Annotated in this window: 19 protein-coding genes; 10 read left to right on the top strand and 9 right to left on the bottom strand. The window is 44.6% G+C overall.

The annotated features are described in order from the left end of the window. Positions 1-764 precede the first annotated feature (764 nt). From PN466_RS00095 to sir, 3 genes are all read right to left on the bottom strand, one after another. The gene (locus PN466_RS00095; RefSeq protein WP_271935958.1) at positions 765-1,553 is read right to left on the bottom strand and encodes an ABC transporter permease; all 789 of its coding nucleotides are present in this window, start codon (positions 1,551-1,553) and stop codon (positions 765-767) included. Next, positions 1,550-2,539 (bottom strand): ABC transporter ATP-binding protein, encoded by a 990-nt coding sequence (locus PN466_RS00090; protein ID WP_271935957.1) that lies wholly within the window; start codon positions 2,537-2,539, stop codon positions 1,550-1,552. The genes PN466_RS00095 and PN466_RS00090 overlap by 4 nt, the downstream gene beginning before the upstream one ends. Before the next feature lie 205 nt (positions 2,540-2,744). After that, positions 2,745-4,685: a sulfite reductase, ferredoxin dependent gene (gene sir, locus PN466_RS00085; protein WP_271935955.1), complete on the bottom strand. Its 1,941-nt coding sequence runs from the start codon at positions 4,683-4,685 to the stop codon at positions 2,745-2,747. A gap of 343 nt (positions 4,686-5,028) precedes the next feature. On the opposite strand from sir, the gene PN466_RS00080 reads away from it, so the two are divergent. Beyond that, complete coding sequence (locus PN466_RS00080; RefSeq protein ID WP_271935954.1) at positions 5,029-5,289, top strand: chlororespiratory reduction protein 7; 261 nt, start codon at positions 5,029-5,031, stop codon at positions 5,287-5,289. Positions 5,290-5,313: 24 nt separating this feature from the next. Here PN466_RS00080 and PN466_RS00075 read toward each other — a convergent pair whose 3' ends face one another. Beyond that, positions 5,314-5,883, bottom strand: coding sequence for a DUF2854 domain-containing protein (locus PN466_RS00075; protein ID WP_271935951.1), 570 nt, complete (start codon positions 5,881-5,883; stop codon positions 5,314-5,316). Positions 5,884-6,007: 124 nt separating this feature from the next. Here PN466_RS00075 and PN466_RS00070 point away from each other — a divergent pair, with 124 nt between their 5' ends. Next, a complete protein-coding gene (locus tag PN466_RS00070) occupies positions 6,008-6,262 on the top strand; it encodes a hypothetical protein (protein WP_271935950.1) in 255 nt (84 codons plus the stop codon). Here PN466_RS00070 and PN466_RS00065 read toward each other — a convergent pair. Continuing rightward, positions 6,259-7,176 carry a histone deacetylase family protein gene (locus PN466_RS00065; protein ID WP_271935960.1) on the bottom strand — a complete coding sequence of 306 codons (918 nt, stop codon included), beginning with the start codon at positions 7,174-7,176 and terminating at the stop codon, positions 6,259-6,261. The genes PN466_RS00070 and PN466_RS00065 overlap by 4 nt on opposite strands. Before the next feature lie 111 nt (positions 7,177-7,287). Here PN466_RS00065 and PN466_RS00060 point away from each other — a divergent pair, with 111 nt between their 5' ends. Continuing rightward, entirely contained in the window at positions 7,288-7,767 is a 480-nt protein-coding gene (locus tag PN466_RS00060) for a Tic20 family protein (RefSeq protein ID WP_271935949.1), read from the top strand. Here the strand turns inward: PN466_RS00060 and PN466_RS00055 are convergent. Then, positions 7,764-8,552: a fumarylacetoacetate hydrolase family protein gene (locus PN466_RS00055; protein WP_271935947.1), complete on the bottom strand. Its 789-nt coding sequence runs from the start codon at positions 8,550-8,552 to the stop codon at positions 7,764-7,766. The genes PN466_RS00060 and PN466_RS00055 overlap by 4 nt on opposite strands. A 222-nt stretch (positions 8,553-8,774) precedes the next feature. On the opposite strand from PN466_RS00055, the gene rpsF reads away from it, so the two are divergent. Together rpsF and PN466_RS00045 are read left to right on the top strand one after the other, a co-directional pair. Further along, positions 8,775-9,113, top strand: coding sequence for a 30S ribosomal protein S6 (rpsF, locus tag PN466_RS00050; RefSeq protein ID WP_278002922.1), 339 nt, complete (start codon positions 8,775-8,777; stop codon positions 9,111-9,113). A gap of 155 nt (positions 9,114-9,268) precedes the next feature. Continuing rightward, positions 9,269-9,916 (top strand): Uma2 family endonuclease, encoded by a 648-nt coding sequence (locus PN466_RS00045; protein ID WP_271935945.1) that lies wholly within the window; start codon positions 9,269-9,271, stop codon positions 9,914-9,916. Position 9,917: 1 nt separating this feature from the next. Here PN466_RS00045 and PN466_RS00040 read toward each other — a convergent pair whose 3' ends face one another. After that, entirely contained in the window at positions 9,918-11,282 is a 1,365-nt protein-coding gene (locus PN466_RS00040) for a group II intron reverse transcriptase (RefSeq protein WP_313898493.1), read from the bottom strand. A 671-nt stretch (positions 11,283-11,953) separates the two neighbouring features. Between PN466_RS00040 and PN466_RS00035 the strand changes: the two genes are divergently transcribed. After that, complete coding sequence (locus PN466_RS00035) at positions 11,954-13,669, top strand: ABC-ATPase domain-containing protein (RefSeq protein ID WP_271935943.1); 1,716 nt, start codon at positions 11,954-11,956, stop codon at positions 13,667-13,669. A 77-nt stretch (positions 13,670-13,746) separates the two neighbouring features. Here PN466_RS00035 and PN466_RS00030 read toward each other — a convergent pair whose 3' ends face one another. Together PN466_RS00030 and PN466_RS00025 are read right to left on the bottom strand one after the other, a co-directional pair. Next, positions 13,747-14,667 carry an XDD3 family exosortase-dependent surface protein gene (locus PN466_RS00030; protein WP_271935941.1) on the bottom strand — a complete coding sequence of 307 codons (921 nt, stop codon included), beginning with the start codon at positions 14,665-14,667 and terminating at the stop codon, positions 13,747-13,749. Positions 14,668-15,201: 534 nt separating this feature from the next. Then, positions 15,202-16,554 (bottom strand): FAD-binding oxidoreductase, encoded by a 1,353-nt coding sequence (locus PN466_RS00025; RefSeq protein ID WP_271935939.1) that lies wholly within the window; start codon positions 16,552-16,554, stop codon positions 15,202-15,204. Positions 16,555-16,700: 146 nt separating this feature from the next. Here PN466_RS00025 and PN466_RS00020 point away from each other — a divergent pair, with 146 nt between their 5' ends. The 4 genes from PN466_RS00020 to PN466_RS00005 all read left to right on the top strand — a co-directional run bounded on the left by PN466_RS00020 (position 16,701) and on the right by PN466_RS00005 (position 20,273). Next, positions 16,701-16,985, top strand: a complete 285-nt coding sequence (locus PN466_RS00020; protein WP_271935937.1) for a hypothetical protein — start codon at positions 16,701-16,703, stop codon at positions 16,983-16,985. An 11-nt stretch (positions 16,986-16,996) separates the two neighbouring features. Further along, positions 16,997-17,893, top strand: a complete 897-nt coding sequence (locus PN466_RS00015; RefSeq protein ID WP_271935935.1) for an SPFH domain-containing protein — start codon at positions 16,997-16,999, stop codon at positions 17,891-17,893. 123 nt (positions 17,894-18,016) lie between these two features. Continuing rightward, positions 18,017-19,909 (top strand): tetratricopeptide repeat protein, encoded by a 1,893-nt coding sequence (locus tag PN466_RS00010; protein ID WP_271935933.1) that lies wholly within the window; start codon positions 18,017-18,019, stop codon positions 19,907-19,909. A gap of 91 nt (positions 19,910-20,000) precedes the next feature. After that, positions 20,001-20,273, top strand: a complete 273-nt coding sequence (locus tag PN466_RS00005) for a papain fold toxin domain-containing protein (RefSeq protein WP_271935931.1) — start codon at positions 20,001-20,003, stop codon at positions 20,271-20,273. Positions 20,274-20,389: the final 116 nt, after the last annotated feature.

Below are 20,389 nucleotides of genomic sequence, written 5' to 3'. Positions count from 1 at the left end.
GCAAGCTTTGAGGTATGCCCTCACTAGCTCATGGTCTACCTGCTTGGAGATGTCAATGGAGTTAGAGTAGAAGTACTCATTCACCAGGCTCCATGCTTGTTTTATGTAGGTGTCCATATTCAACACACTTTCAACACATTTTCAAGGTTCAGTGTGTTGAATGTATATTGAGTAAGGCTTTTAGCTATTCAAATGGCGTTAGCCCTAAGAAGTAGGGCAGGTTCAAATCCTGTCATCCCGATTCATCAATATTCTTTGGTTTCTAGACTTTGAACCTGCAACACCCTAGTCCCAAGGGGAGCGCTCACACATATCTCACACAGACTCATCCTACACCACACCAAAATAGTACAGATTAAATAGGTCATAGAAATAGAGAAAAGTTATGAATGGGAGTATTGCCATAGCCTTCCATGAATAGACCAATCACATAATCATTATATAAGTATTACCTAACTTTACCTTTTTTTAGCCAATATAGCATTTGTAACCTTTCCTTTTCTCTCGCTGTTTTTGACTTGCTTAAGCGATTTTGAAGTTCCCCCACACTTTCTGATACACTCACTTTTAACACACCTGCCATAAAAACCTCCCTTTTTTTTGCTATTCTCCTACCCATGATGTCTTCATTTTCTTTTATGAAGCACAGCTTCATAAAAGAAATAGTATTAGGAAACAGGGAACAGTTTTAGCCTATTAGTAATTTGGAATTTTTACAAAAAGTCCAAGGTTTTCAAGCACGGATTCACTATCACTCTTAATTCCTACGCTCCCATGCCCGAATAGTGTTTTAATCCTTTGCGCCATAACCAACGGTTAGCGGCAGAAAAAATCAGTCCCCATCCAATTAAAGTACAAAGGGCGCGACCCCAATTGACCGGTAGACCGATGAGAACAGAGGCAGGAAAATTAATCAGATAGGGAAAGGGAGTCCACCAGAGGATTTCTTGGACAACAGGAGGAAACACTTGTAAAGGGGCAATCATTCCGGATAAAAAGACATACAATAACGTCCAAAATTGCTCTAGAGCGCCAGCCCGTTCTGTCCAAAAGGCAAAAATAGCGAAGGTATATTGAAGTGCAAATCGGACCGCAAAGACAATTTGAGTAATGACCAGAAAAAAGGCGATCTCCTGCCAACTGGGTATCCAAAAAGCTTGGGGATACAGCACAAAGAATAAAACCACTAAGCCAATGGTAAAGGGAATTCTTGCCAGCCGTTCTGCAATATGGCGAGCGAGATAATGGGCAACCGGATCAATAGGTTGTAATAATTTTGGGGAAAGTTGACCCTGCACTACTTCCTCTTCAAATTCCCAAATCACCCAAACCAATGCTAATTGGCGTACGAGAAAGACGCTTAAAAAGTAGCGCCCAAATTCGATAGAACTTAAAGCAAATTGACCGCTATCAGCCGCTTCAATCCAAACGCCCATAAGAATAAAGGGTAAACTGTTGGAGATAGCCCATAAAAACAGTTCTGCTCGATATTCAACCATGTGGGCATAATAAGTATCGAGAAAGGTTTGGGCTTTCTTTAGAGTGAATTTCATGTTGTCATTCCCGTGCGAAAGACTCGACCAATAATTTCTTCAATGGGAGGGTCAGTAATTTTGAGATCGACAATCTCTAAGTCAGCGAGAATATGGGAAATAGTGGTAGTTAAGGCTTCTCGTTGGACTAAAAAGCGGACTTGGTGACCGGCGATCTCCTCAATTTCTGCGTAAGTTTCCAATTCTGTGGTTAAATACTCTTGGGCTAAGTCTACTTGCACTTCTCGATAGGGCGCAAAGCGATCGAGCAGCCTTTGCAAGGAACCATCATAGACTAATTCTCCTTTGTGGATTAAGAGGACGCGATCGCATAATGCAGTAATATCAGCCATATAATGACTCGTTAACAAAATCGTCGCCCCATACCGCTGATTATACTCCCTCAGAAATTCCCGCACATTCTCCTGAGCATTCACATCCAATCCCAAAGTTGGCTCATCTAAAAATAACACTTGTGGCCGGTGCAGCAAAGCCGCTAAAAGTTCTGCTTTCATTCGCTCTCCTAGGGACAGCTTACGCACGGGTTGTGTTAGTTTCTCCTGTAATGAGAGCAGTTCCGTCAGTTCCCCTAAACGCGATCGAAATTCTGAGGTTGATAACTCATAGACTGCCGCATTAATTCGCAGGGAATCCATGGCCGGCAAATCCCACAACAATTGTTGTTTTTGACCCATGACCAACGTAATATTGCGTAAAAAATTCCTCTCACGCTTAAAGGGCACATATCCTCCTACCGTCACCTGGCCGCCAGAGGAATGCACCAAACCCGTCAACATCTTTAACGTCGTAGTTTTTCCTGCTCCATTTGCCCCTAAGAATCCTACGACTTCACCCGCTTCAATCTCAAAGGAAATATTTTTAACGGCTTCAACTTGGCGGTACTGCCGTTTCCAGAAGTGCCGTAATGTGCCCTGAAATCCCGATTCCTTAATCGCGACGGGATAGGTTTTACTCAGGTGATACACTCCAATTAGAGGATTACCCATCTCCTTTGCCTGGTAAACGTTAACATTACTTATAGTAGCTGATTTTTTTGCCCCTTAACCGTACATGAAAGGTCGTAATTAATCATTAATTATTAATAGTTAATTACTGAATCCAGAAAACCTTTAAGTTCAAACACCACTGTAACCAAATAGAAACCGGGTTTTTGCTAAAAACCCGGTTTCTTCTATGCTCAATTAACCGGGTTTAACCTTTTTCAGCCATATAGGCTTCTAACACCTCAGTCGCCAATTGAGTCATAGACTTGCCTTCCTGGGTGGCTAAATCTTTAAACTCCTGATAAACCGTATCCCGCACCCCAATCCGGTATCGGGCTTTACCCGAGTCTTTACCCGAAGCAACTAACCCCGATCCTGGGGTATAACTTTCAGAAAACGCCCTGAGCGAGTCAAAACCAACTCGATGACAAAAATCTCCAAAACTCTCGACTTTGCCGTTATTGAGGCGACTTTGCTTGAAATAGACGAATAATGGCTCTAGGGTGGACTCAATGTCTTCATCTTTGACCTTATCTAAGAAGGGTTGAGAGAGCCGGTTTTGATTGGGGTCTGCTCCCAGCCAGATTTGGTATGCTCCAGGCATATGGCCGACTAATCCTAACTCGGCCATATAGGGCCTAGCGCAGCCATTGGGACATCCGGTCATGCGGACGACAAAGTGTTCTTTGGGTAATCCAACTTTCTTGAGTAAGGTGCGGATGCGGGAGAGAATGCCCGGTAGGGCGCGTTCTGATTCAGTAATGGCTAGGCCGCATAAGGGAAGGGCTGGACAAGCCATGGAATAGCGGACTAAGGAATCGAGGCGTTTGGGCTCGCTTTCAACTCCGTGTTTGTTGAAGATGGAGGTAATTGCCGCTCGATCTTGAGGATCAATTTCATAGATAATCAGATTATGATTGGGCGTAAGGCGCATGGGTAAGTGGAACTGGGTAATAATTTCCCGCAAAGCACTCTTAAGCTGAAACTTACCTTCATCTTTGACCCGACCATTTTCAACGGACAAGCCCAAGAACTGCTTACCATCTCCCTGATCTTGCCAACCCAAATAATCTTGATATTTAAATGGCGGGAGCGGTTTAAAGGGAGCTAGAGGTTTACCGAAATACTCTTCGACCTGAGCGCGAAATTTCTCTACACCCCAATCATGGAGCAGATATTTCATTCTGGCATGACGGCGCTGGTGGCGATCGCCATAATCTCGCTGAGTAGCGACAACAGCCTTCACTAGATCGTACACATCGTCCTTATCCACATAGCCAATGCGATCGGCAGCCCGTGCAAAGGTTTCCTCTTTATTATGGGTGCGACCTAACCCACCCCCTGCATACACATTGAACCCTTCTAACTCTCCCTGTGCATTCGTCATTACTACCAAACCAATATCTTGGGTCAAGATATCGACTGAATTATCCCCCGGCACAGCCAAACAAATCTTAAATTTACGGGGCATATAATGCGTACCATAAATCGGCTCTTCTTTATCCGTGAAATTCCTGCCATTCACATTTTTATTTCGCGCTGCCTTAACTTCCGGGGCTTCTTCCGCGCTGATCGCTTTTTCCCCATCGAGCCAAATCTCATAATAGGCTCCCGTTTGTGGTCTGAGTAAATCTGCAATCTTATTCGCATATTCCCAAGCATATTGATACTCTGGCTTCGTTTTATAGGGGGCAGCCGGAGCCATCACATTCCGATTTAAATCCCCACAAGCCCCTAGGGTAGACCCCATATTTTTGACGATGGTGGCGATCGTCGCTTTCAAATTTTTCTTCAGAATTCCATGAATCTGAAACCCTTGCCGAGTTGTTGTTCTCAGGGTCTGATTTCCATAGGTTTCCGATAACTGATCTAGCGCCAAATACAGTTCTGGAGGAATAAACCCACCCGGACTGCGCGTACGGAGCATCATCTGATAACTTTTCTCTCCATTTATTTTGCGATTTTCGCGATCGAGCTGTTGATAGGAACCATGAAACTTCAGAATTTGAATCGCATCGGCCGAAAAATGGGTCGTATCTTCCAATAATTCTGAAGCGACCGGTTCTCTGAGAAAATCACTATTTTCTTTGAGAACTTCTATCTTAGATGGCTTAGATGTTACAGTGGGACGATTTAGGGATAAAATCATAGAACAAACGAGTCAATTTTTGCTAAAATACTAAAGGTTTTAACTCCAGGGGGATCGGAAAATGAACAAAACAGCGTCATTCTCTCAGAATTCCCCCAACCTGAGGATGAATGACCCAACACCGAATTAGATAATTGGGGTTTCTTACCATTCTATCGGAAGTGGGGCCTCAAATTCAGTTAGGCTAAAATTTTCTTAAACTCGCCTTTATAATGGAGATTTAAAGTTCCCCTGTCCAAGGTTGTCCCTGAGACCGCTACTGAGAGCCAGATTGAGGGGATAGGGACTCAGGGCAGCACCAAGTGCTGTACTTTAAATGAATAACTTAAATAGAGGAACTAAAATGCCTGATTCTCTCATGTATCAGTCCGATGGGTTTGTGGTTTTAGAGTCTAATCAACCGGAGCAATTCCTAACAGAAGCTGAATTGCTTCATAAGCTTAAAGCTTGTTTAAGCCAACTCCAAGAGGAATTACCCAGAGATTTACAAAAATTCACCACCCTAGAAGACCAGGCCAAGTCTCTGATGGAAACCTCCTGTGAACTCGATCTTGGCCCAGGAGCCTTCTTACAGTGGTATGTAGTCCGCTTAGAAAAATCCTAAGTTGAAATCATTCACTAGAGAGGGTTAGCTGACTCGAGCAGGTTCACCCACAGCAATTAAGAAGATATCAAAACAATCTTCTTCTCCCTCTTGAGGCGCAACTTCAACCCGCAAACCGGGGCCAAAAAAGTATTCTATTTTTTCTCGTTTCTCTTGCCAAGCGTCTAAAGAGACAAAGGGAGACTCAAATTCTAAAACCAAAGCATAACAGCTATCAACAGCCACTTCTCGAATGCCAATGAGTAGGGGGCGTTCCTCATCGGTTGGACTTAAGCCTAAACTTTTGAGAGACTCATCCAGATGAGCTTCTTGGCCATATCGATACCGAGTCACATCTTTCCATACCTGGAGTTGAGTGGAGGTTCCTTGTTGATCCCGTAGGGCTAATACCTCAGCAGAAGTTTCTTCACTAACGGGGACTGGCTTCAATTCTGAGGCTTTTAAGGCAAGTCCTCCTAATAAGAGGGGAATACCATAAAAAAATCCGGCTAAGTTGAGGGTCGGATGATTAGTAAAATAGGCAACAAAGCCTCCGACCGTTAAGAGACCTCCTACATATAAACCCACAGTGCCCAAGGAAATTTTGCGTAACATAATCGTCTTATTTAATGAATCAATGACTACTTTACCGTTTCTAGAGAGCGACGACCAAGCACCAGAGAAGATCTACAACCATTATCATTGAAAGAGTATCGCAACGTTTTAGGGAGATTTTCTAATGGTCAATAAGGACTTTCCTTCGTCCAAAACTCGTCAGTTACTCGATCAAATCAACTCCCTCAAGCGCGAAGATGAAACGCTCTACAATATTTTAGCGGTGGATGTGTGGGCACTGGCTAAAACTATGGATGAGTTCCAACCGGGGTTTTGGACGGCGTTTATGAAAAATCGGGAAAAAGCTCTGAAGCGGTTTATGAGTGAGGCGGCTAGAAATAAACAGGCGGATAGTAAGAGCCATCCATTTTTGGGCTAGAGCCGATAGTGATAATATAAATCTCTGGCAGCGCGGTGTAAGAGGGAATGGCGATAGACTAAGGCGGACATATCTTTAGCGTATCCTCCGCCAATGACACAAGCGATGGGATATCCTGCGGCTAGACAGGTGCTGAGAACTTGCATGTCTCGCCGGAATAGTCCGGTGTCGGTGAGGGAGAGTTTTCCGAGGGCATCATGGATATGGGGGTCAACCCCTGCATCGTAGAGGACGAGGTCGGGTTTGACTTGGCTGAGGAGGTCGGGGAGATAGGTGGCGAGGGTTTGTAAGTAGGCTTGGTCTTCCATACCGACGGGAAGGGGGATGTCGAGATCGCTGGGCGGTTTGTGGCTGGGAAAGTTGATGTCACAGTGCATGGAGAAGGTGAAGACACTGGGGTCGTCTCGGAATATCCAGGCGGTTCCGTCTCCTTGGTGTACGTCTAGGTCTACGATGAGGATTTTCTGGGCTAATTTTAGCGTTTGTAGGACGCGGGCGGCGATCGCCAAATCGTTGAAAATACAAAAACCTGTACCCCGGTTGGGAAAAGCATGATGGGTTCCACCAGCGGTATTACAGGCGAGTCCATGTTTTAACGCCAGTTGACTGGTGAGAATAAAACCACCAACAGCCCGACAAGTGCGCTGCGCTAGGGCCGGACTCCAGGGTAAACCGATGCGTCGCATGGCTTTGGGGTCTAGGGTTCCTTGGCAGTAAGCTTGGATATAGTCGGGGGTATGGACGAGTTGCAGCCATTCAACAGGGGGCAGTTCGGGAGTATGGACTTGGGAAGGGGTGATGATGCGATCGCTCAAGAGGAGTTCATAGAGTAGCTTAAATTTGGCCATGGGAAACCGATGACCTAGGGGTAAAGGCGCAACATAATCGGGGTGATAAACAATGGGAACAGATATAGTCAATGGAATTAATTGTTAATTGATATGAGCTAGGATTAAGTTTTTGATCGGGAACTTGCGCTATGGTGGATTGGATGATGTTGCCTCATGCTTAAGGAGAACTCAACCATGACCTGGCGTGGAACGACCACCGTAGCCGATCGCATTTTTGCCTGTTTACCCTATCTACTGCCACTATTATATGGACTGCCGTTTGGAGCCTCATTGATGATGCAGTTCCCCATTTTTCAACTGCTCTTGATTCCTCTAGCGCCGTTGATGCAAATTTACAGCAGTATTCCTTTTGCCAGTCTGATTATCTTCTTTGTCTTGTTTATGGCGGTGGTTCGCAATCCAAATATTAACCACTTTATCCGCTTCAATACCATGCAAGCGATTTTAATGGATATTGTCTTGTTTTTATGTTCTCTGGTCATGAGTTATATCCTCCAACCGGTGTTTCGGGGAGGATTAATCATTGAGACGCTCAACAATGCCATCTTTTTGGGGGTATTAGCCGCCGTAGGTTATGCGATCGCCCAATCGGTTATGGGACGTTACGCCGAAATCCCTACGATTTCAGAAGCGGCCTATACTCAAGTCCGTTAGGGAGTTGCTCCGAAGCGGGCGATCACCGGATTATCCAGAGAACCAATCCCCTCTAACTCAACTCGAACGCGATCGCCCACTTGCATGGGGCCAATCCCTTCTGGAGTCCCCGTTAAAATTACATCTCCAGGCATTAAGGTCATAATTTGGGAAATATGAGAGACCAAAATCTCTGGAGTAAAGACCATATCACTAATTAAAGCGGATTGGCGAGGTTCTCGATCGTCATTAAGAAAGGTTTGTAATCTTGCCCCTGGATTGATTTCACGCACAATCCAAGGCCCTAACGGGCAAAAGCTATCAAACCCTTTCGCTCTTGTCCATTGGCCATCCCGACGTTGCAGATCCCGGGCGGTAACATCATTAGCGATCGTATAGCCCCAAATTTTGTTGGCCGCCTCTTCTGGGCTACAGTCTACACACCGATTCCCAATCACTACCGCTAATTCTCCCTCATAATCGACTCGTTCCGATTGGGGAGGATATAAAATGGGTCTATCCGTAGGAATAACTGTTGTTGAGGGCTTCATAAACAGCAGGGGTTCCTCCGGCACTGGAGTTCCCATCTCCGCTGCATGATTAGCATAATTTTTTCCCACTGCCACAATCTTCGAGGGAGCGCAAGGGGCCAGCAAATGATAGGAATCGACCTCTAGGATTAACTCAGTGGGTTGTCCCTGTAACCAAGGCGGAGCATCAAGCACTTGTACCTCGCGGTTCAGCTTGAGTAATCCATAATAAATCTTGCCTTCGGTTGTTTGGACTCGGACATAGCGTTGGGCCATTACCTTACCTGCTACTTTTTGTGTATAATCAGAGATCGGTCTTAAATTTTAAGAACCCATCTATCTAACTTAACTGTTGTAGGCTTTGGCAGCTAGGCATAACCCGATCGCCAAAGACTAAAATATTTTAGCGTTGACATCCTACAATAGTCAGTCCTTGCTGATCCAGCAAGTCGGCTTATGCCTCAATGCTGAGTCAGCCCTGTCCATAAGGAGATCCCGATGACGATACGAAATTTTGTTTACGAAACGATGTACATCCTGCGTCCTGATTTAACGGACGAACAGGTAAGCCAGATGATTGAAAAGTATCAAAGCCTCATTCGAGATGAGGGGGGTACGATTGCAGAAACCCAACACCGAGGCAAACGCCGTCTAGCTTATGAAATTGCTAGACAACGGGAAGGGATCTATATTCAGATGAACTATACCGTAGAGGGTCGGGTGATTGCCCAGCTAGAAAGAGCGATGCGCCTATCGGAAGAAGTCATTCGATATCTGACGATTAAACAAGAAGTACAGCAAGAGTCAGAGCCAGAACCCGAACCGGTTGAAGTTTAAACCCTAGGGAAGCAGCAAAAAACCGGGTTTGTGCCACACTCCGAGATCGTCTCGAAAAAGTAGCAAGAAACCCGGTTTCTGATATTTGAGGCGATCGCCCGCTTCATTACGCCTCAGTTATAATCAAGATCTGCTACTTCCACTCTCTAAGCTCTATGACTTCGACATTAGCTCAATCTCAGAGCCATATTCCTTTACCGTCTATTCCACCTCTGGCAAATGGCGATCGCCTCACCCGCCTAGAATTTGAGCGTCGCTATTTTAACATGCCAAAACTCAAGAAAGCGGAATTAATTAAAGGAGTAGTATACATGGCTTCCCCTCTACGATTTACCCCCCATGCTGAACCCCACGGATGGTTAATCACTTGGCTGGGAGTATACAGTGCTGCCAAGCCTGATGTACAAATGGGAATTGAGCCAACGGTGCGGTTAGATATGGACAATGAACTGCAACCGGATGGGGTATTACTCATTCGTCCAGAGTGTGGGGGACAAGCGACATTGAGTGAAGACGGATACTTAGAAGGGCCGCCGGAATTAGTGGTAGAAGTGGCTGCAAGTAGTGCTGCAATTGACTTGGGAAATAAAAAACGAGCCTATCGACGCAATGGTATCCAAGAATATATTGTATGGCAGGTCTTTGATCGCCGGATTGATTGGTTTCGGTTAGAGGATGGAGATTATGTGAACTTGGAACCCGATGAAACGGGGGTCATTTGCTCTCGAAGTTTTCCCGATTTGTCGTTAGATGTAGGAGCAATGATTGAAGGGAATATGGCGCAAGTTTTAACCATGTGTTGAACTAAGCCAGAGAGTCACCCCTCTGACTTGTCTTCAAAACCGGACGTGAGACTTTCACCTCATCCGGCTCCTCAGTTGAATGGTTCTTGTCACGAATACCAATCAAGTCCACAGCAGTTTTGCGGTCATGACAATGTCTATGGAGTAACTGCTTGTTATCTTTTCGGTTGTTACCACCCAAAGCTTTGGGGATAACATGGTCGATTTCTAGTATGTCTCCATCTTTGAAGTAGTGTCCACAGTAATTACATTTGCCTTCCTGGTTCTTAAGCAGGGCGGCTTTTTCTCCAGGCATCTCCGGGTGTATACCTAAACGACTACTCCAGTAAATCAAATCCCCATCATATGGACTCCTTGCTCCTTTGACTTTTGTATGTCTGATGATAGGTGTATCAGAGTGTTTGGTTAGTCTCAAAAGCGAGTCATCTTTTTTAACTCCGAACACCCATTTCCGTTTGCCTTCTGTATGCCAATATTTGTTGACAACCCATTTAGCTCCCTTGTTTGGATGTCGGCGTTTAGCCCATCGTATAAGTTGATGAAAAAGTATGTAATCACAGTAAACAAATATTTCCTTGCTAACCTGGGTTGAGTTGTAATTACTCCATCCCTGGATAATAGGATTAAGCTCCTTAATGAGGGCGGCTTGTGGTGAGGATTTATGTTTGGCAATCGTATCACCTATTTGTTTTATGTGGGCTTTTACTTTTTCTTTTTGGGGTTTGATGAGGTTTTTGAAATCGAGACCCGCCCTACCTCTATGGTGTTTTCCAATTGGGTATTGTCTGATATTGAATCCAAGGAAATTGAATCCTTTGTCAGATTTAAGGGTATGGGTTATCTGTGTTTTACTCGATTTTAGTTCTAAGCCCATATCTGCTAACCAATCTGAGATTATCTTTTTACATTCCTCAATCACCTTTTGTTCTTTGTGCAGTATGACAAAATCATCTGCATATCTAATGAGTGACAAGGATAGTTTATTGTCCCGTTTATTTCCTGGAAATGACGCGGCAAATTGTTTGACCGCTTCTTCCATACCATGGAGAGCAATATTTGCCAGAAGAGGGCTGATTACCCCTCCTTGCGGTGTCCCTTCCTTGGTTGGAAACCAAGAATTTCCTTGAATAACTCCAGACTTTAACCAAGCTTTAATTTGTTGTCTTAACTTGGGGTAGGTTCCGAGTTTTTGCAGGAGTTTATCGTGATTGATTTTATCGAAGCATTTAGCAATGTCAGCATCTAAGACCCACTTGGTTTTTTTGTTAATTGCTAAATAGATTGCTACGATCGCGTCATGGGCTGAGCGTCCTGGTCTGAATCCATAGCTGTTGGGTTCAAACTTGGCTTCCCATTCGGGTTCCATATTGGGACTATTCAATCCATTCAACCGGACTCACGTCAGCGTATCCAAATCGTTACAACTTGGCGTTTGCTTCTTGAGTCATCCTTATCCCTATAAATCTTGCGCTGGTTACTACTTGAGTTATCGACCTATCTCAAGAGATTAATAGGGGTTATCTCGTTCCCAATTTCCGTTGTTCCTAGCTTTAGAGTCTCTCTATCCACCGAGTCCTTGTGAATGTTTCCAGTTAAGAACGGCAAATCTTCTGGCACTTTGGACTGTTGACTTTTGTCTGTTGCCAACAAACCGAATAGGCAACTTATGCCTGACGGTGGTTCAAACGGGAGTTCGTATACCTACCCATAACTAGATGCTAGACGGGATTCTCTGTCGGATTCAGAGTTACCGCCGTTTAACCCCGCTTCATCCTAAAGGATTACCAGTTCTTTGAGATGGGGGTTATGCTGTCACCGCAACATCTACGGAGATGGACTTTCACCATCACGGAAATTGAGTTATCAAGGTTCAATAGAATCCTTGTTCTGTTTACGTTTTAGCCATTAAGTGGCTTCCACTTTTTCAGAAACGAGTCACACTACAGTCTGGTATCAATGCTCTCGATCGTCCATAATAGTTATGTCAGACCTCTCCCTAAAAGGGAGAGGTCATTATTAATGATTAATTGTTGAACTATGGCCGATCAACTGCATTTACGTCAACTGCTCCACCAATTGAACGATCGCAGTTATAAAGCATATAAAGATATTCGTGGTCGCTACCAGTTCCCCGAATTCCTGCTCTGCATTGATCGAGTGCAGGGCGATCCCTTTGCTGCTCCCAGTCAGGTGCGGGTGTTGATGTCCTATGAAGTGGCCGGTTTTCCTCTACAAACGTATCAAAACCGTAGTCGGGCGATCGCCTTATGTGACTATTTGACGCGTCAATTTTGTCAAATCTGTACCCAACTTAGCGATCGCCGAGGGACAGGAAATAGTGGTCTGATTCAGATGCTTCGTGTCGGTCAAGAAGTGTTATCTCGCACGTCTATAATTTTGACACAACAAGGTATAGAAGCCCGCTTTACTGTGGGCTTGCCGGCCCAAGGTCGGCGGATTTTGGGGTATCAAGCGGGGGGATTATTGTGTGAAGATGTGCCAGAAATTGTAGAACAATCCCTGAAATATCAGAACTTACTGGCTGAGGAACTACAAAAGCATATCGAAACGGTAGAAGATGCAGAAGCCTTGCGATCGCAATTAAGCCAAAATCAGTTAGTGGCGTTTGTGGCTGATGGGTCAATTTTACCTCGTCGCAGTGGAGTGGATCGACGGGGATTGGTAGATCGAGCCGTTCCATTTGAGTCTCCAGAGTCCCTACGCGTGACTCTAGAAACACCCAACCAAGGAAGACTCACGGGAATGGGAATTCCTCAAGGAGTAACCTTAATTGTGGGAGGGGGATACCATGGTAAATCAACGCTGTTAAAGGCGATCGAATTGGGGATTTATAATCATATTCCGGGGGATGGCCGGGAATTTGTAGTTAGCGATCGCCGCTCAGTTAAGATTAGAGCAGAAGATGGCCGTTCCATCACAGGGGTGGATATTTCCCCCTTTATTCAGGATTTACCCCAAAATTTGGAGACTAAAGCTTTTTCTACCCCCAATGCTAGTGGTAGTACCTCCCAAGCCGCAAACATGATGGAGGCACTCGAAGTTGGGGCAAAACTGTTTTTGGTGGATGAGGATACCGCTGCCACTAATTTTATGATTCGCGATCGCCGAATGCAAGCCTTGATTGCCAAAACCTCCGAACCCATTACCCCCCTCATTGATAAGGTGCGCCAACTCTATGGAGATTATGCGGTGTCTACCCTCTTGGTGATTGGTGGAAGTGGGGACTATTTTGATGTAGCAGATACAGTGATTTCCATGAATCATTTTGTCCCTGAAGACTTGACAGAAGCAGCCCAGGCGATCGCCGAAAAATACCCCACAGACCGACAAATTGAAGGTGGAGACCATTTTGGTCAAAATTCCCCCAGAATCCCCATAGGAGCGAGTGTAGACCCCAGTCAGGGGCATAAATCCGTGAAGCTCAAGGTACGAGATGTAAATCAAGTCGTCTTTGGTACAGACTCCATTGATTTAGCTGATGTCGAACAGTTGGTTGAAGTCGGGCAATTAAAGGCGATCGCCGAAGCCATGGTTTATGCTAAAGAAAACTATCTCAATGGCCAATACACCCTTGCAGAAACCCTAGAAGCCATTTTTGCCGATATTCAAGAAGGAGGTTTAGACGCGCTAACCCGGTTTCGCGAAGGAAACTTAGTCGAATTTCGCCCCTTTGAGTTAGCAGCAGCCTTCAATCGACTGCGCTCTTTATCCGTAAAAACCATTCATCAATAAGAAAGCAATCTTAACACTTGTCAAGATTGCTTCTGTAACGGTTGCAGCGACTGATGCTTAACCCAACGTCATATCATCTACGAATTTTTCTTGCGGAGTTGACCACCCGCTAATCCCAAACCCATCAGACCTAAAGTGAGGATGCTAGTCGGTTCAGGAACACCAACGGTAGGCTCCTCTTCAAACTCAACTGCCATCGCCATACCATCGTTGATACACTCGTGCATTAAAGTCAGTAGGGCTTGTCCGGTAGGCAACTTGCTGGCATCGAACTTAAATCCAAATGTCTGTGCTTTTGCTACGTGATTCGAGCCAAAATCAAGACCAGCAAGTTCAGCTTCAGTCAAGAAGGCAAAACCGTCATTAGCAACTTTATCTCCAGTTTTAATCACATTTTGAATACTGTGGTTACCGTCTTCATGTCCACCCTCAAAAGCTGTCAGATATTCCTGAGCTTCCGCAGCCGTTAAATCTCCAAAATCTACGGTTCCCCCCTTGTCAGCTACAGAATTCCGATAACTTTGAAATCCGCTGTGACCACTGTTCCATTTCGTTACGCTTTTAGCGCTCACATTTTCATAGAGACCATTGGCTAGAGAGCCATTGCCAGCGTCATTCGGGGCAAAATGAACACCCAACAACTTCTCGGCAGCACTCGCCTCTTTGAAGCTCTTACCTGTGAAGTTAAAGAATAAGTCCCCTTGTCCAATACCACCACTCTTGTCGAGTCCCAGGTTGCCATTAAACGCAAAATGAGCGTAGCCGTTTTCAACTTTGGCTGCCATGCCAAACATTTCAAAATCGCTGTTCGTGCCGACGATACCACCACCTGTTCCATCCTTAAAGGAGTCCTGCACTATATGCCAGTCACTGGTTAACGTGGTGAAACCGCTTGACGGGGTGAAACCGAAGGCTTGTACTGGTTGGGTCGCGATAAAAGCTGTCGAGAGGGTAACAGCAGTAGCCGTAAATAAAGTTTTTATAGTTAAAGTACTCATTTTGATTGCTCCTTGAATGCTCTGAAAATGGTGGTAGCTAGTTTTTTTTTTTCTAGCTTATGTTTACTATAAACCCTCAAAACCGCTAGCACATCAGGGCTTACACTCAATTTTGTTGAGTCTATTCCCTAAGATTTTCTAAGAATAAAGAACAAAAATAGTCAGTTATAGAAAAAATGACAGAACTTCCACCGAGGTGTTAGCCGGGTTTCATGAAGGTAATATAAAGACAATTGCAACTCCTATGGGCTTAAAATTATCTAAAAGCCTTATCTGATAAAGGTTATAGCCTTTGAAGCGCCGTTTAAAGCTTTCATGAAGTCACCATAAATTTCAAATAACCCATATAGAAAATCTTACCCTTTACAGTGCTTTGCGTTGTGATGAGGGGATAGGGAGATGCGGAGATAGGGGGAATGAACAACAGACTCAATCTAGCGAGTGAGCTATGCTGATATGAAGTACAGGGTGAAGCCTTAGACTCTAAGCCATACCAGCTCTTGCCTATTGCTAGAGGGGCTAGCGCGAAGCACTCTAATTGATTTGATCCAACCAGCCACGCATTTTTCCGGGATTCAATAAACCATAAGGATCGACTTTCTGCTTAAAATTGACTTGAAGCGGATTAATCGTCCGACTGCCTCCATCCTCTAAAATATAGGTATGAGGATTAAAGATGGAAACCCCATGATTTTCGCGATCGCCCATAATTTCCTGCAACCGTTCCTCGCTTGTAAACTTCACAACTTCTAAGCCGCAGGGAGCGACTCGTCCTTGGAAGCGAACAATTTCTAAATGCATCATCACTTCTTCACCATACTGCTCATAAAACTGTTGCACTAATTCCAATTTCGGATCGCAGGGAAAGCGACTTTGCAAATACGTTAAATTTGGGTCAGCCGTGCGAGCATGAAGGGTTGTATGATTCCAGGTAAACTCACCCAAGTTCAGGGATTTTTCTGCCGTTAAGGAAATATAAGTGATTTCTCCTTGAAACTCTTGTGCCAATGCTTGTACACCCACTAAACCAGAGTAATCAAAAATGAGCAAAACCGCGTGCTTGCCATCGGGTAAATAGGATTTTAGGGCAGTAAAATAGGAAGGAAGAGGCCAAGCATGAAGACTAATTAACTTAGCAATTAAACCATCGGCTTCTCCTAATTGTTGGCTAAACCGTGCTGCCGCCATGAAATCAGAGAAAACAAAAATACCTTCAGTCCAGGGATAACTCGGTGCTAAGGGCAGTTCTAATTCAATGATAATGCCATTGGTTCCATAGGCATGATTAACCTGTTGCACGTCATCCCCACGCAGTTCCAGCACTTGCGGTTCTTCTTCGAGGGTAACCACTTTGGCGGCTAGGACATTGCCGCGATCGCCTAACCATCCGTATAAAATAGAGCCAATTCCTCCACTACCTCCAGCAATAAACCCCCCTAGGGTTGCCGTGCGATAGGTTGAAGGAAGTAAGCGCAACTCCCAACCGATTTCAGCAGCTAACTTATTAATTTGCGCTAACTTTGCTCCGGGTTCCGCTCTCACCCATCCTGGTTTAATCTCCAGGATCTGATTGATTCGAGTTAAATCTAAAACTACTCCGCCTTCTAGGGGCACACATTGGCCATAATTTCCCGTTCCCGCCCCTCGAACAGTAATCGGAATTTTATACTTTACACAAACCTTAACCACTCTTAAAACTTGCGCTTCATTGATAGGACGCACGACTACATCTGCTCGTTTTTCTCCTAACAAAGGCTGTAAAATGGGGCTAAAATGAAAGTAATCTTGGGATAACTTCGCCACTTGATTCGGTTGCGTCGTCCACTCTATGTCCTCCAGCCCTGATACAAATTCATTCCAGTGGTTTTCTAGCTGTGGTGAAATCATTGGATCGCTTCATAAACCGCCCTCCAATTTTACCATAGTGCCTGTGAATCTTCCTACACAATCACGGGGTGTGTAAGCCTAACTTGCCAAAATGGAACCTAACCGATGGGTTTTGAACCCATTCCCTATTTCCTATTCCCTATGACATGAACACCATCAAGAAATGGATTATTTTAGGCAGCATTGAAATTCTATTCTGTTTTTGGCTATTAGGCACTTCTGCTAACTTAGTCAGCGCTCCGAGTACAGCTAAAGTTTGGTTAGGCGTATTCGGATACTGTTCCAGTTTGGTTTTTATCCCTGCCCTTTCTATTCTGCAAATTCAAAGCGAAATTGCCGACGCAAAACGTCGCCAACGGGAACTCAAAGCCGCCTTTCCTTATGAATCTTTTTCAGTTTTGGAATTACTAGATAAAAAATCCACACTTTAGGAGTAAAATCAATGAAATTTCGTCCTCTGATCACCTCTGGTTTTCTGGCAGCAATACTCGGTGCATCGCTCTCTTTCCTCTCTTCCTGTGGTGTATTACCAGGAACTAGCGTTAAACGCATTCCTCCCGGTTATGTGGGTTTAAAAGTTGAATTGTATGGTAATAATCGGGGCGTACAAAATGCCACGATTAGCACGGGAAAAGTTTGGTATAACGGCTATAGTGAAGAGATTATTGTTTTTCCCGACCATGTCCAGTATTATATTTTGACGGCTTCCGTTGATGAAGGTTCGCCCAAGGATGAAAGTATTACGTTTGGCGTTGGCGGAACAACAGTTAATGCAGATGTGTCTCTCTCCTATTTCTTCAATACGACTCAAATCAAGGACTTTTATGGCAAATACCTGAAAGATCCAGAACAGTTTAAGGGTACGTTAGTCCGCAGTGAAACTCGCAACTGTTTTAATCAATCGGCGACGAATTATAAACCGGAAGAAATTCTCGGTAGTCAGCAATCTAAATTGCTCAAAGAAGTACAAACTTGCTTAACGGATAAATTTGGCCCGGTGGGTGTTAATTTTGAATCTGTAGGCTTTGTGAGTAAACCTCGATTCGATCAATCGATTGAGGCTCAAATTACGGCTCGATTTCAAGCGGAGCAACGGGCGATCGCCGCTCAAGCGCAGTTAGAGGTTGCTGAAGCTGAAGCCAAGCAAAAGGAGATCGAAGCGCGAGGAGATGCGGAAGTGGCGAAAATTCAAGCTTCTAGCATTACTTCAATGACGTTAGAACTGCGGCAAATTGAACTGCAAGAGAAAATGATTGAGAAATGGAACGGCGTTTTACCGATTTATCAAGGCACACCGGCACCGTTTCCTTCCTTTAATGTAGAGGCAGAACAGCAGTAGGGATGGGGGGATAGGGAAATAAGGGAAGATGGGGGAGAAATCCTGAATTGGGGGTTAATTCCTTGGAGGATAGAAGTAATAGCATTCTACTTCCTATTCCCTATTCCCTATTCCCTAATTCCTATGATGCTGCAAGATAAAAATTGGCAAACCTACCGCGACTTAAAAGAAGTCCTTAGCTTAAATGTGCGCCGCCAGCTCTTTTTAGCAGTTTGTGATGATCCGAATTTTTGCCAGTATTTGGTGAATCAACTGGATATGGAGAGTCGATGTAATGGAACTCCGCTAGATTCGGAGATTCCGCGATGGGTAACCCTGGAATTAGAAGCGGACGATCCGAATTTGGTTCACCAAATCGATCGCTGGTACAATGTCGCTAATCATCAAGAAATCCAGAAATCTCTCCCTCTTAGCCCTAACTCTCCTCCCCGACGACGCAAAGATGATTGGATGAAGGTTTCACCTTTAGATCTCTCTCCCCATGTTCCCCGTGAGTTTTCCCCTGGGTTCCAATTTTTTGGGGTACAGCGTCTGATGCAAAAGTCTCCTACTCAACAATGGTCTTTTTTGCAAAATTTGGAATATATTGCCCAACGGTATCTGGATTTAGCCTGGGATTGGAATCTGTTAATCTGGATACCTCGTCCGTGGTTATTTTCGATTCAACAGTCGGTTCCTCGATTTTGGCATTGTCATACGGGGTTATTTGAGTTTGTGGCTGAACCGTTGCCCACCCATTCACGGGGGGGAGGGGCGTTAAAGGGGCAAGTAAAAGAGTTAGCCGAACTGCCTCCGCAAGAGGAAGAAGAGCAGAAATTGGGCACAGGAGTACGGGAAACACAACGTCCTGTAGTGGTCAAAACGGACACTCTTCAAGAGGTACAAGAGGCGATCGCCGCGCAACGGAAGACTCTAGAAGAGCTAGAGGAGGATGCGATCGCCCGTTTAGACTTACTCAATGATTTAGGCAATCTCTACTGGATTTTATCTCGGAAAACGACGAACCGGGAAGAGGGATTAGCTGCGCTCAAACAAGCGATTCAAACCTATGAACAAGCGCTATCCCATCCTCAGATCAAATCCCAACCTCAAGGTTATACTCGGTTGCAGAATAACCTCGGTATTGCCTACGGGGAATTATCGCGCCATGAGAACCCGGTAGAAGGGTTAGAAAAGGCGATCGCCGCGTATCAGTCTGCTTTATCCCATCAAAGAAAACCGGCGGATCAATCTTACGATCGAGTGTCGGATCAAGACTCACAGCACTACGCTTCGACTCAAAATAATCTGGGAACTGCTTATTGGAATTTAGCGCAACATCAAGAGGCGGCTAAAAATTTGAAACAGGCGATCGCGGCTTATCAAGAAGCCCTAAAATATTATCATCCCGATCGCGATGCCCTCAGTTATGGGATGATTCAAAATAACTTAGGGACTGCCTATTGGAATTTATCCCGATATCACAATTCTAAAGACTATTTACAATTAGCAATTTGGTCGTATCAACTTGCCCTTCAATATCGTACCCTAGAAACCAATCCTAGTGGCTATACAGCAACACAAAATAATCTGGGAACGACCTATTGGCACTTAGCCAATCAATCCGATGCACCCATTGAACAGAAACGGGAGCATTTGAAAGAGTGTATTGGAGCCTATCAAAAGGTGATTGAAGCTCTGGAAAATACTAAACCTGAAGGTTCCCTTAACCTCACTTTCGATCCAATTGCGACCCATAATAATCTGGGTGTGGCTTTATATCAATTGGCGATGAGTGCCCATCAAGTTGGTTCTAAGGATAAATCCGATATCCTTGAACCCCTGGAATTATCCCTCAAACATCATATCGAAGCGTGGACAAGATGGCAGAATAATCCACAAATGGCGCATACGGCACTCAATTATTTACTGCAAGCAGTGCGATCGATCTACAATGAGGGAGGCATTGATGCCCAAAACCGCGCCCTAGCGCAAGTTCCCAGAAATTTATTACCCGAAATTCTCAATCGACTCTGAGAGTTTCTACCAACCAATTCCATAGTGCCTTGACCGCATTAAAATATTGCACTAGAGTAGTGCGAGCATTTGGCTCGTACTATATAGAATAATGACAAAATTATGTACAACTGATGATGAAATTTATCAGAGGATAACCACCATCGCTGGTTCATTTCAACTCTTTGAATGCGAAGTTTGTGCCCAGGCTATTCAGGAATTTTTAATTTATTCGGGAATTTCTGGTTTATATTTGGGGAAAGCAGCTCTTAGTCAATTTCAGACCTTTTTAGATGGTTATACTTTTGCTTTACGTCAACTTAAGATTCCCGTAAGTCAAGAAGAACAAGAATTTGAAGGATTTCATATCAAGTCCGTTGAATAAGTTGTGATATAGCAGTGAGTTCACTCCACCCGTAAAAATCGGTTAACCCTCCAATTAATTCTGGCTGTTTCAATAAGGTTTGGCAGCGCTGGTACAACACTTCTTCTAGCTGATCG

The sequence above is a fragment of the Roseofilum reptotaenium CS-1145 genome, from assembly GCF_028330985.1.
Classification (GTDB): domain Bacteria; phylum Cyanobacteriota; class Cyanobacteriia; order Cyanobacteriales; family Desertifilaceae; genus Roseofilum; species Roseofilum reptotaenium.
Note: the sequence above shows the minus strand (reverse complement) of the source record. Positions and strands in the feature narration are given on the sequence as shown.